We start from the raw sequence: 12,035 nt of genomic DNA on the forward strand, positions 1-12,035 counted from the left end.
CGCGTCGCCGAGCAGGCGGCACTGCGACGGAACGAGCGGGCGGCACAGGGACGGGATGAGCGGGCGGCACGGGACGGGCAGGCGGGGCCGGGACGGGAGGGGCGCGATGCCTGAGATCGTGATCGTCGGGGCCGGGTTCTCCGGCATGTGCGTCGGCATCCAGCTGCTGCGGCGCGGCATCCGCGATTTCGTCATCCTGGACGCGGCGGAGAGCGTGGGCGGCGTCTGGCGGCACAACACCTATCCGGGCGTGGCCGTGGACATCCCCTCCTCGACCTACTGCTACTCCTTCGAGCCGAATCCCGGCTGGTCGCGGGCGTTCGCGCCGGGCGAGGAGGTCCGCGCGTACGCCGAGCGCTGCGCGACCAAGTACGGCCTGCGCCCGCACCTGCGCCTGAACACCCGGGTCGAGAAGGCCGTCTTCGACGCGGACGCGGACCGCTGGCGCGTCTCCACCTCCGGGGATGAGGCGGGCGAGCTGGAGGCGCGGTTCCTGGTGTGCGCGGTCGGGCCCCTCGACCAGCCCAAGGACCCCGACATCCCGGGGCTCGCGGAGTTCGCCGGGAAGGTCGTGCACACCGCGCGCTGGGACCACGGCCACGACATGCGCGGCGAGCGGGTCGCGGTGATCGGGACGGGCGCGTCCGGCCTCCAGGTCATCCCGGAGATCGCCGACCGGGCCGCGCACCTGGACGTGTACCAGCGGACGCCCATCTGGGTCCTCCCGAAGGTGGACTTCGCGATCCCCCGGCCGGTGCGGCGGCTGTTCCGGCTGCTCCCGCCGCTGCAGCGGCTCGTCCGGCTGGTGACGACGGCCGTGTCCGAGGTCGTGATGGTGCTCGGGATCGTCCACTACGGGAAGGCGCCGTTCCTGGTGCGCGGCGCGGAGCTGCTGTGCCGGGCGCACCTGCGGCGGCAGGTGCCGGACCGGGCGGTCCGCCGCAAGCTGACCCCGCGCTACGGTTTCGGGTGCAAGCGCCCCTCGTTCTCCAACCGCTACTTCCCGGCCTTCACCAGGAAGAACGTCGAGCTGGTCACCGACCCGATCGCGCGCGTCACGGCGTCCGGGATCGTCACCGAGGACGGTGTGGAGCGGCCCGCCGACACGCTCGTCCTGGCCACCGGGTTCAAGATCCTGGAGCCGGGCGCGACGCCGCCGTTCCCGGTCGTCGGGCTGGGCGGCGTCGAGCTCGGCGAGCACTGGGACCGCGAGCGGTACCACGCCTACGAGGGCCTGTCGGTGCCGTTCGCGCCGAACTTCTGGATGATGAACGGCCCGTACACGGTGACCGGCGCGTCCTGGTTCTCGATCATCGAGGCCGGGACCACGCACATCGTCCGGGTGGTGGCGGAGGCGCGCCGCCGGCGGGCGCGGCGGGTCGCGGTGCGGACCGGGCCGCACGACGCGTTCACCGCCGACATGCGGCGGCGGATGCGCGGGACGATCCTCGCCCAGCCGAGCTGCGCCCGGTCCAACTCCTACTACTTCGACAAACGCGGGGAGGCGCCGTACATCCGGCCGCAGTCCGGTCTGTACGTTTGGCGCCGAGCCCGCACCTTCGATCTCGACGACTACGAGTTCACCCGATGAGAGGACGTCCCCCAATGGCTCTGCTCCGCAAGGCCGGAATCGCCCTGGCCGCCACGGGCGCGGCCCACTTCGCCGCGCCCCAGATCTTCGAGCCGATCTCGCGGGCGGGCTTCCCGCAGGACACCGAGGTCTGGATCAAGCGGAACGGCGCGACCGAGCTGGCGCTCGGCCTCGCCCTCACCATGAAGCGGACGCGCAAGGCCGGCCTGGTCGGCGTCGCCGCCTACTTCGGCTGGCTCGGCGCGCGCGTCGCCCAGCACCGCCAGGAGGCCTGAGCGGGAGGTTCGGGGCCGCACGCCGGCCTCGTCCGCGCGAGAGCCGGTCTCCCCCCGGGGAGACCGGCTCTTCTCGTTCATCGGGGCGGGCGCCCGGACGGGACCGCCGCGGCGGCTACCACCAGGAGGACGGCTCCTCGTCCACGATCTTGATGTCGCCGAGGACGGCGTTGGCGCGGATGCGGACGACCGGCATGCGCGGGCCCGCCGGCTCCCGGCGCGCGGACACCCGGCGGTCGCCGAGGACGGCGTGCCCGGTCAGCTCCACCACGGCCCCGGCGGGGACGATCACGGTGACGTCGCCGAGCACGGCGTTCGCCACCAGGTCGACGGTGCCGGTCGGCACCTGGGCGGCGCGCAGGTCCACCCGGACGTCGCCGAGGACGGCGAGGATCTCCAGCTCGGCGTCGACGCGCCCGACGATGCGCTCGGTGACGTCGCCGAGGACGGCGCTGAACCGGCGGCTCTTCAGCAGCGGGGCGGGGGCCGGACGCGGCGCGCCCATCCCGGGGAGGTCGGCGACGACGGCCTCCAGGGCGGCGCGGGTGCCCGCCGCGTAGGCGGCCCCGGTGCGCTCGGCCAGTTCCGCGAACGTCAGCCTGCCCTCCACGGAGGCGACCCGGAGATGCTCGACGACCGCCTCGCGCTCGGCGTCCGAGGCGCGGATCCCCGGCTCCCGGGCCGACCGCGGCGCCGGCTCCCGGAGCTGCTCCGAGGGCTGCGCAGGCGGCGCGGCGGCGGGAGTCCGCGCCTGCTGCGGGGTGGGCTGACTCATGCTTCCGACGTTATGCCCCCGCGACCGCCGAACAATCCACCGGGGGGACGAGATCCACCCCGCCCCGGGGAGGACCCCGACCGGTGCTACATCTTCCCTACACCTGATCCGATTCTGTAAGATCGGGGGCCCGTGCCCGTCCGTCCGTGAGGAGCCCGCCGTGCCGACCCACGAGGTGTTCAACCAGGTCCCGCCGATGATCGGGCACGACGTCGCGGACGATCCCGCGCTGCTCGACGGCCTCGCCCGCGAGGACGCCGCCTGGGCCCTGCCCGAGGTGCACGAGCTCGGCCTGCTGGCCGGGACCGCGCAGGCGCAGGAGTGGGGCCGGCTGGCCAACGAGAACCCGCCGGTCCTGCGCACCCACGACCGCTACGGCCACCGCGTGGACGAGGTCGAGTTCCACCCGGCCTGGCACGAGCTGATGAACGTCGCGGTCACCCACGGGCTGCACGGCGCGCCCTGGGCGGACGACCGGCCCGGCGCGCACGTCGCCCGCGCCGCCAAGTTCTACGCGTGGCGCGTCGACGCCGGGCACGGCTGCCCGATCTCGATGACCTACGCGGCCGTCCCGGCGCTGCGCCAGTCCCCCGAGCTGGCGGCGCGGTACGAGCCGCTGCTCGCCAAGCCCGAGTACGACTACGGCCTGCGCGCCCCGCTCACCAAGAACGCCCTGCTCGCGGGCATGTCGATGACCGAGAAGCAGGGCGGCTCGGACGTCCGCGCCAACACCACCCGCGCGACCCTCCACCCGGACGGCACCTACACGCTCGTCGGTCACAAGTGGTTCACCAGCGCCCCGATGTGCGACCTGTTCCTCACCCTCGCGCAGACCGACGCGGGCGTGACCTGCTTCCTGGTCCCGCGCGTCCTGCCGGACGGCACGCTCAACCCGCTGCGCCTGATGCGGCTGAAGGACAAGCTGGGCAACAAGTCCAACGCCTCGTCCGAGATCGAGTACGAGAACGCCGTCGCCTACCGGGTGGGCGAGGAGGGGCGCGGCGTCCGCACCATCATCGAGATGGTCAACATGACCCGCCTGGACTGCGTGATCGGCGCGGCCTCCGGCATGCGCGCGGGCGTCACCATGGCCGCCCACCACGCCGCGCACCGCATGACCTTCGGCCGGTACCTCGCCGAGCACGCGCTGATGCGCAACGTCCTCGCCGACCTGTCGCTGGAGTCGGAGGCCGCGACCGTCCTGATGACGCGGCTCGCCGGGGCGACCGACCGGTCCGTCCGGGGCGACGCGGCCGAGACCGCCTTCAAGCGCCTCGCCCTCGCCGTCAGCAAGTACTGGGTCTGCAAGCGCTGGCCGTCCCACGCCGCCGAGTCCCTCGAATGCCTCGGCGGCAACGGCTACGTCGAGGACTCCGGCATGCCCCGCCTGTTCCGCGAGAGCCCCCTGAACTCCATCTGGGAGGGCTCGGGCAACGTCGCCGCGCTGGACATCCTGCGCGCGATGGCGAAGGAGCCCGAGACCGTCGAGGCGTTCTTCACCGAGGTCGGGCTGGCGGCGGGCGCGGACGCCCGCCTCGACGACGCCGTCCGGCGCGCCAAGGACTCCTTCACCGACCTCGGCACCATCGAGCTGCGCGCCCGCCGCGTCGCCGAGCAGCTCGCCCTGGTCCTGCAGGGCTCCCTGCTCGTCCGGCACGGCCACCCGGCCGTCGCCGACGCCTTCTGCGCCACCCGCCTGTCGGGCGACTGGGGCATCGCCTTCGGCACCCTCCCGCCCGGCCTCGACCTGACCCCGCTCATCGACCGCGCCACCCCCAAGATCCCCTAGCGCCCCCGGGTGGCGCCGCCCGCCGCGCCCCCGGCCCGGTCAGTGGCCTGCGCTCTGGCCGCCGTCCACGGGCAGGACCACGCCCGTGACGTAGGGGGCGGTCTCCAGGTACATGACCGCGCCGGCGATGTCGCCCGGCGCTCCCAACCGGCCCGCCGGAACCAGCCCGGCGAGGGCGTCGAGCCGCGACGGCGGGTGCATCGGGGTGTCGATGACGCCGGGCGAGACGGCGTTGGCGCGGACGCCGCGGGCGGCGAACTCGATGGCCAGGGACTTGACGGCCGACTGCAGGCCGCCCTTGGTCAGGGAGGTGAGCACCGACGGCACCCGGGAGTCGGCGTTGTCGACCAGGCTGGAGGTGACGGCGACGATGTGGCCGGACCCCCGGGCGAGCATGTGCGGGACGGCCGCCCGGGTGAGGTGGAAGAACCCGGCCAGGTTGGTCCCGACCACCGCGGTCCTCGGGCCGGGGGAGGTCATGGCGTCCCCCGGCCCCGCCCGGTCGCCGCGCGGACCAGCACCCGCTCGGCCTGCTCCATCATGCCGCGCACGATCTCCCCGGCGGGCTCGACCTCGCGGACCAGGCCCACGCCCTGGCCCATCAGCCAGGGCATCTCCTCCCAGTCGGCCTCGGTCGCGGGTGTCGGCGGCAGCACGTTGAACTTGCGGAGCACGACCCGCTCGCCTCCGACCACCGTCGTCCCGACCTGGTCGAGGGAACCGCGCTCCGACGGGACCTCGTCCATGCGGCCGTCCCACTCGGCCACCACGCGGTCGCGCTGCACGCGCATCGGGTTGAAGCCGGGCCACTCGGGCCCGAAGACCGAGGAGCGGACGGTGTCCTCGCCCCGGGCGGCGATCATCCGGCGGTGCTGCTCGGGATGCACCTGCGCCTCCGCGGAGGCGACCAGGCGGGTCCCGACCCAGACGCCGTCGGCGCCCAGGCACAGCGCCGCGGCGACCTGGCGGCCGTCGGTGATCCCGCCCGCGGCGAGGACCGGCACCCGGTCCCCCACGGCGTCGACGACCGCGGGCAGGCCCACCATGGTGGGCAGCCCGCCGTAGTTGTGACCGCCGGCCTCCCAGCCCTGGGCCACGACGACCTCCACCCCGCCGGCGACGGCGCGCTCGGCGGCTTCGGCCGACCCCACCTGCTCCCACACCGAGACCCCGGCCGCGCGCAGCCGCTCGATCTGGTCGGCCGGCGGGTGCCCCCAGTGGAAGGAGACGACCGGCACCCGCTCCTCGGCGCAGACGCGGACCTGCTCGGCCGTGTCGAAGTACGAGATCAGGTTGATGTTGAACGGCGCCGTCCCGACCCGCCGCCTCATCTCGCCGATGATCCGGCGAAGCTCGTCCGGCGGAAGCAGCGCCACGCCCACCGCGCCGATCCCGCCGGCCGCGGTGACCGCCGCGGCCAGGTCCGGGGTCCCGCCCGCGAACGCCATTCCGGCGCAGGCGAACGGGTACTCGACGCCGAACCTCTCGGTGATTCTGGTGGACAGGATCCCCATGATCCTTCCTTTCGGATCCGGGCGGTGACCGTGAAGCCGGTCGGGTGATCCGCACCGGGCGTGTCCGGAACGCCGGGCACGGTTGCGGAGATACCCGGAAGCCTCTGAAGCCACACGAGTCCGACGGGTGAGTACCCGCTCGCCCACGGCGGTCTGATCAAGGTGCCGTGCCGCTCCCCTCCCTCACGCCGGGAACCGCCGCCAGGCACGGGGTCGATGAGACACGGACCGGTGCGGCGGCGCGATTCCCTGGAGGGAATCGCGCCGATGCCCTGCCGTCCGGAGACTGAGGGCCATGAGCAACCGAACCGAACTCGCAGAGCGATACACGGCCCTCTGGAACGAGCCCGACGCGGCGCGGCGGAGCGAACTCGTCCGCGAGCTGTGGACGGACGACGGGATCCAGGTCCTGGTGGACCCGCCCCAGGAGATCCGGGACGCCGCCACCGCGCTGGCGTTCCCCGTCCCGCCGCTGGAGGTCCGGGGGCACGCGGCCCTGGACGCCCGGGTCACGCGGGCCTACGAGATGTTCGTCGAGCCCGGCGAGCACGTCTTCGAGGCGGCGGCCGAGTCGGTCGCGCTGATGGCGGACGTCCTGGCCGTCCGGTGGTCGATGGTGGAGACGGCCACCGGGAAGGCCGTCGGCGGCGGGCTGGACGTCCTGGCCCTGGACGGCGACGGCCGGATCCGCACCGACCACCAGTTCATCGCGGCGAGCTGACGCCCGCGGCGCCGCCGGTCCCGATCCGGCGGGGCCTCCTCCGCATCCCTTGATCGGCCGCCACATCCCTTGACCGGCCGCCCGTCCACGGTGCAGGTGGACGGGCGGCCGTCGGCGTGTCCGGGGCCCGCCGTGTTTAGAACCTGCGTGCAGGTCAGACCCCTAGGCGGGACGGTAGGCGTTGCGACGAGTGAGGAGATCGGATCATGTCCGTCACCCGGTGGCCGGCGGTGATGGCCGCCGTCGCGATCATGTGCGCGGGGACCGCGTGCGGGGCCTACGACGGCCCCGGCAAGCAGGCGGCCAAGCACACCTTCCCGTCCTCGCACCCGCCCACCGAGCAGCTCTCCGCGCAGGACCGGTCCTGGCTGGCCACGGCCCACCAGGGCAACGTCGCGGAGATCGAGGCCGGGCAGCTCGCGAAGGACAAGAGCGGCAGCGCCCAGGTCCAGAACGAGGGCGCCACGCTGCTGAACGACCACACCCAGATGGACCAGATGGTCACGAGCACCGCCGAGCGGCTGGCCGTGAAACTGCCCACCGGGCCCACCGCCGACCAGGCCGCGCAGCAGCAGCAGCTCGGCGCCCTCACCGGATCGACCTTCGACAACCAGTTCGTCTCGGCCATGATCACCGCGCACGAGCAGGCCATCGCGGCGACGCAGAACGAGGCGGCCCACGGGTCCGACCCCGGCGTCGTCGCGCTGGCCCGGCAGGCGGCGCCGGTGATGCAGAAGCACCTGACCATGCTCAAGCAGCAGCAGCACTAGCGAGGGCCGCCCGGCCCGGTCGCCACCGGAGCCGGACGGCCGATGAGGAGGTGACGGACGCATGCGCATCGTTGTCATCGGCGCCACCGGCAACGTCGGAACCAGCACCGTGCAGGCGCTGAGCGCAGCCCCGCAGGTCACGTCGATCGTGGGGGTGGCGCGGCGGCGGCCGGAGTGGGACGCCGCCAAGGTCGAGTGGACGGAGGCGGACGTCGCGAAGTCCGACCTCGTCCCGATCCTGCGCGGCGCCGACGCGGTCGTCCACCTGGCCTGGCTGTTCCAGCCCACCCACGACCCGACGGTGACGTGGCGGGCCAACGTCCAGGGGAGCGCCCGGGTGCTGCGCGCGGTCGCCGAGGCGGGGGTCCCGGCGCTGGTGTACTCCTCGTCCGTCGGCGCCTACTCGCCCGCCCCCAAGGACCGGGCGGTGGACGAGAGCTGGCCCACGCACGGCTGGCCCACCGCGGCCTACGGGCGGGAGAAGGCCTACGTCGAGCGGATGCTGGACGCGTTCGAGGCCGCGCATCCCGCGTGCCGGGTCGTCCGGCTGCGGCCCGGGTTCATCTTCAAGCGGGAGTCGTCGGTCGGGCAGCGGCGGCTGTTCGCCGGCCCGCTGCTGCCGGGGCGGCTGGCCCGCCCGGACCTGATCCCGTTCGTGCCCGACCTGCCCGGCCTGCGCTTCCAGGCGCTGCACTCGGCGGACGCCGGCGAGGCGTTCCGGACGGCGGCGCTGGGGGACGTCCGCGGGGCGTTCAACCTGGCCGCCGACCCGGTCGTGGACGCCGACCTCCTCGCGGACATGCTCGGCGCGCGCAAGGTCCGGCTCCCGCTGCGGGGCGTGCGCACCGCGCTCGCGACCGCCTGGGCGCTGCGGCTCGTCCCGGCGTCGCCGCAACTGCTGGACCTGGCGCTGCGCGTCCCGATCATGGACACCGCGCGGGCCCGGACCGAGCTGGGCTGGACGCCGGCGCACACCTCCCGGGACGCGCTCGCGGAGTTCCTCGAAGGGCTCCGCGACGGCACCGGAATGCCGACGCCGCCGCTGTCCCCCGGCACCGGCGGGCCGCTCCGGTCGCACGAGTTCCGCACCGGGGTCGGCGGCAGGCCCTGACCCACCGGCCGACCTGCCCGATCGAACGACCTGACCGACCGAACGAGAGGAGCCGACCATGGCACGACATGTACCCGAGCCCGACCCCCGCTCCCGGCTCGAGGACGAGGGCATCCCCGACCTCCAGAACGGGACGCCCGGCCAGCAGCGGGCGGTCGATCCGCAGGAGGAGACGGTCCCGGCGGACCGGCCGGTCGCGCTGGACGAGTTCGGCACCACGGCCGAGGAGCAGCGCCAGGGCGAACCGGTGAAGCAGCGGCTCGAACGCGAGGAGCCCGAGGAGCAGCCGAAGTTCGGCGCCACCGGGCTGCGCCCGAAGAACGAGGGCCGGCCCGAGCCCGAGACCGCGCAGGCCGAGGCGGCGGACGCGGCGGTGACCGACGAGGGCGGCCTCGGGCCCGGCTCGGACCTGGACACCGGCTTCGAGCCCGACGAGGGCGCGGCGGAGACCACGGCGGCGCAGCCGGAGGAGCCGTCCGGGCAGGTCTGGGAGGAGCCCCGTCCGGCGGGCAGGCTCGTCGCCCCCGACGAGGGCGCCCACGAGGTGGACGACCCCGACGAGACCGCGTCCGAGGTCGGCCCGGACACCGGGGGCTTCACCGCCGAGGAGTCCGCGATGCGCGTCGACCCGGAATGACCGGAACGATCGGCGCGTCGCCGCCGGGCCGCGCGGGAATGCCATGGTGGTGGAGGAGAAGCCCGACGCCAGGTTCCTGCTGGCCAACGAGCGCACCTACCTCGCCTGGATGCGCACGTGCCTGGCGTTCGTCGTGGGCGGCGTCGCGCTGACCCAGCTCCGGGTGGGGCACGGACTCGAATGGCTGCGGGCGCTGACCGTCGCGCTCGCCGTCCTCGGCGGCATCCTGATGACGCCGTTCGTGTACCGGCGCTGGCAGCTCAACGAGCAGGCGCTCCGCGCCGGGACGGAGCTTCCCGGGCACCGCCTGCCGCCGGTCTTCCTGGCGTTGACGGTCACCATCGGGATCGGGCTCGCCGCGCTGCTGGCGCTGTCCTGACCTCCGGACGCGGCCGGGTCCCGCCGGCGGCGCGGTGCGGGCGCGCGGCCGGTGGGGTCGGCCGGTGGGGTCGGCCGGTGGGGCGGCCGGTGGGGTCGGGTCAACCGGGCTCAATGGTTCCGCAATATGGCTGCGGGCGGCTCGAAGCGCGCCGCTCCGTCCGTTAGACAGAAGCGGTCACCCCGTTCTGGCATTCGCGTGCGATCAGCGCTGGGACGACCCGGCACAGTGCGGAGGACGCGTGGACGAGGACGCCGGCGACGGTCGGCTGCGCCGCTGGTCGGCGCGGGTCTTCATCTCCGTGCGCGGCCGGGCCACGGTGATCACCGTGGTGCTGACCGGGTCGGTGCTGGCGCTGTGCACGATCCTGTCGGCACAGCTGCTGGCGTACGCGGGGCGGTCGGCGGCGCGGCAGCACGCCTACCGGACGCTGGAACGCGTCGTCTACGACATCACCCTCGGCCAGGAGGCGCTGGCGCTGACGCCGCGTCCCGGCGAACCGGAGCTCGTCCAGATCGTCGACCCGGACGGCCATGTCTCCGCCTCGTCGCCCGAGCTGCGCGGCGGCCCGCCGCTGAACCCGCACCCGCTGCGCGCCGGAGAACTGCTGATCGGCAGGACGGCGTGCCCGAAGCACCTGCCGGACTGCGTCGAGCTGGTGGGGATGCGCGTCGGCGGGCCGCGGTTCCCCCGCACGCCGTTCGTGTACGTCGCCGAGGCGATCCCCGCGGAGCAGACCCTCCCGGTGCTGTACCTGGAGGTCGGGTCGGTCGCGCTCGCCCTGCTGCTGCTGATGTCCTGGTGGACGTGGCGGACGATCGGGAGCGCGTTCACCCCGGTCGAGCGGATCCGGCGGCAGCTCGCGGAGATCACGGGCGCAGGGCTGGCCGGGCTGAGCCGGCGGGTGCCGGTGCCGGGCACCGGCGGCGAGATCCAGCGGCTGGCCGTCACCGTCAACGCCGCTTTGGAGCAGCTGGAGAAGTCCAGCAACCGGGAGCGCCGGTTCGTCTCCGAGGCGTCCCACGACCTGCGCAACCCGATCGCGGGCCTGCTCACCCGGCTGGAGGTCGCGCTGGACGAGCCGGACGACTACGACTGGAAGCCGATGGTCCGGGGGGCGCTGCGGGACGCGGGCCGGCTCAACGACATCGTCGTGGACCTGCTGGAGCTGTCCCGGCTGGACTCCCAGTCCCCCAGCGCCCGGGTGCCGGTCGACCTCACCGGGGTGGTCCGCCGCGAGGTCGGAGGCCGGCCCTGGCGGGTGCCCGTGACGACCCGGCTGGAGGACGGCGTGACCGTGCTGGGCGCGCCCATCCGGCTGAGCCGCGTCCTCGGCAACCTGCTCAACAACGCCGAACGGCACGCCGAGACGAGCATCGAGGTCATCCTGGAGAAGGACGGCGGCGAGGCCGTCCTGGAGGTCCGCGACGACGGGTCGGGCATCCCGCCCGAGGCGCGCGAGCGGGTCTTCGAGCGGTTCGCGCGGCTCGCCGAGTCCCAGCGCCGCGACCCGGCGGGCACCGGGCTCGGCCTCCCCATCGCCCGCGAGATCGCCCGGATGTACGGCGGCGAGCTGAGCGCCGAGGACAGCCCGCGGGGCGCCCGCCTGGTCATGCGTCTCCCCCTCGCCCCGTCCGAGGCCGTCCCCGCGGCCCCGCCCACCGGCCGCGAACCCGACGCGATCTGACGGCCCGCGCCGGTGACGAGGACGACCTCGCCGGCCAGGAGGCCCGGAGATTTGCCGATCACGGCGGCGAGTGTCCCGCGCGGAGCGGGCGCTCAGCCAGGGCGCGCCGGTCCCTGGACGGCGGTCATCGGGCTGTTCCAGGACCTCATCAGGTCGACCAGGCCGCCGCAGTAGCTGTGCTCGGCCTTGACGTAGTTTTCGCCGCCGGGGCCGAACGACCAGGCCACGGCGTTCATCTCCTCGTCGTCGCGGGACGGGGAGGCGCGGAAGAACGAGGTCAGGCGGTCGCCGACGGCGGGGAGGCGGCCCGCCGGGAGCCGCAGGGCGTAGAACCCGACGCGCCGGATGCCGCCGTCGGCCAGGCCCATGGTGACGTTGAGGGTGTAGCCGTCGGGCGGGGTGAACTCGCGCATGTCCGAGAAGAGGGACGGGGCCGGCGGCTTTCCGTCCGTGAGGGAAATGATGCGCTCGGCCTCGTCAGAGGTGATTTTCCGGGTGGTGCGGAAGTAGAGGTTCGCGGTGTTCCGCTGATAGTCGACCGCCACATGGCGCACGGATGTCAGTCCCAGTGCGCGGAAACGGTTCTCGTGCTTGCGGAAACCGTCCGGAACACCTGGCGCGCCGAGCACTTCCCCGAGGGGACGCATGCCTCCGAGGAAGACCCAGGTCTTCGCGATCCCGTGCCCGGCGTCGAAGTCGACGAGCTCGGTGGACGCGTCGCCGTAGAGGGCGCTCCAGGACGAGATGAGGCCGATCAGCGGGTGGTCGGCGGCCAGCAGCCCGGCG

13 protein-coding genes are annotated in these 12,035 nt (G+C 74.1%); 9 read left to right on the forward strand and 4 right to left on the reverse strand.

The features are described 5' to 3' along the window. Nucleotides 1-106: 106 nt before the first annotated feature. Nucleotides 107-1,591: a flavin-containing monooxygenase gene (locus tag AB0J52_RS12075; protein ID WP_500181603.1), complete on the forward strand. Its 1,485-nt coding sequence runs from the start codon at nt 107-109 to the stop codon at nt 1,589-1,591. 14 nt (nt 1,592-1,605) lie between these two features. After that, nucleotides 1,606-1,866 (forward strand): DoxX-related protein, encoded by a 261-nt coding sequence (locus tag AB0J52_RS12080; protein ID WP_500181604.1) that lies wholly within the window; start codon nt 1,606-1,608, stop codon nt 1,864-1,866. Between the two features lie 115 nt (nt 1,867-1,981). On the opposite strand, the gene AB0J52_RS12085 is transcribed toward AB0J52_RS12080, so the two are convergent. Continuing rightward, nucleotides 1,982-2,641 (reverse strand): DUF1707 SHOCT-like domain-containing protein, encoded by a 660-nt coding sequence (locus AB0J52_RS12085; RefSeq protein ID WP_500181605.1) that lies wholly within the window; start codon nt 2,639-2,641, stop codon nt 1,982-1,984. Nucleotides 2,642-2,801: 160 nt separating this feature from the next. Here AB0J52_RS12085 and AB0J52_RS12090 point away from each other — a divergent pair, with 160 nt between their 5' ends. Then, nucleotides 2,802-4,430 (forward strand): acyl-CoA dehydrogenase family protein, encoded by a 1,629-nt coding sequence (locus tag AB0J52_RS12090; protein WP_500181606.1) that lies wholly within the window; start codon nt 2,802-2,804, stop codon nt 4,428-4,430. Between the two features lie 39 nt (nt 4,431-4,469). Here AB0J52_RS12090 and AB0J52_RS12095 read toward each other — a convergent pair whose 3' ends face one another. Both AB0J52_RS12095 and AB0J52_RS12100 read right to left on the reverse strand, forming a co-directional pair. After that, nucleotides 4,470-4,883, reverse strand: coding sequence for an SDR family NAD(P)-dependent oxidoreductase (locus tag AB0J52_RS12095; RefSeq protein WP_500181607.1), 414 nt, complete (start codon nt 4,881-4,883; stop codon nt 4,470-4,472). A gap of 23 nt (nt 4,884-4,906) precedes the next feature. Then, entirely contained in the window at nt 4,907-5,944 is a 1,038-nt protein-coding gene (locus AB0J52_RS12100) for an NAD(P)H-dependent flavin oxidoreductase (RefSeq protein WP_500181608.1), read from the reverse strand. A 295-nt stretch (nt 5,945-6,239) separates the two neighbouring features. Between AB0J52_RS12100 and AB0J52_RS12105 the strand changes: the two genes are divergently transcribed. The 6 genes from AB0J52_RS12105 (at nt 6,240) to AB0J52_RS12130 (ending at nt 11,249) form a co-directional block, all read left to right on the forward strand. Next, nucleotides 6,240-6,665 (forward strand): hypothetical protein, encoded by a 426-nt coding sequence (locus tag AB0J52_RS12105; protein ID WP_500181609.1) that lies wholly within the window; start codon nt 6,240-6,242, stop codon nt 6,663-6,665. Between the two features lie 206 nt (nt 6,666-6,871). Continuing rightward, nucleotides 6,872-7,435: a DUF4142 domain-containing protein gene (locus tag AB0J52_RS12110; RefSeq protein WP_500181610.1), complete on the forward strand. Its 564-nt coding sequence runs from the start codon at nt 6,872-6,874 to the stop codon at nt 7,433-7,435. 61 nt (nt 7,436-7,496) lie between these two features. Beyond that, on the forward strand, nt 7,497-8,546 hold the full coding sequence (locus AB0J52_RS12115) for an NAD-dependent epimerase/dehydratase family protein (RefSeq protein ID WP_500181611.1): 1,050 nt from the start codon (nt 7,497-7,499) through the stop codon (nt 8,544-8,546). A gap of 58 nt (nt 8,547-8,604) precedes the next feature. Continuing rightward, nucleotides 8,605-9,183 (forward strand): DUF5709 domain-containing protein, encoded by a 579-nt coding sequence (locus AB0J52_RS12120; RefSeq protein WP_500181612.1) that lies wholly within the window; start codon nt 8,605-8,607, stop codon nt 9,181-9,183. Nucleotides 9,184-9,226: 43 nt separating this feature from the next. Next, nucleotides 9,227-9,562, forward strand: coding sequence for a YidH family protein (locus AB0J52_RS12125; protein WP_500181613.1), 336 nt, complete (start codon nt 9,227-9,229; stop codon nt 9,560-9,562). A gap of 241 nt (nt 9,563-9,803) precedes the next feature. After that, entirely contained in the window at nt 9,804-11,249 is a 1,446-nt protein-coding gene (locus AB0J52_RS12130) for a sensor histidine kinase (protein WP_500181614.1), read from the forward strand. 92 nt (nt 11,250-11,341) lie between these two features. Here AB0J52_RS12130 and AB0J52_RS12135 read toward each other — a convergent pair. Beyond that, the coding region (locus tag AB0J52_RS12135; RefSeq protein WP_500181615.1) for an aromatic prenyltransferase at nt 11,342-12,035 on the reverse strand (694 nt) is incomplete at its 5' end.

Origin of the sequence: Spirillospora sp. NPDC049652 (assembly GCF_040675125.1) — a bacterium.
Lineage (GTDB): Bacteria > Actinomycetota > Actinomycetes > Streptosporangiales > Streptosporangiaceae > Spirillospora.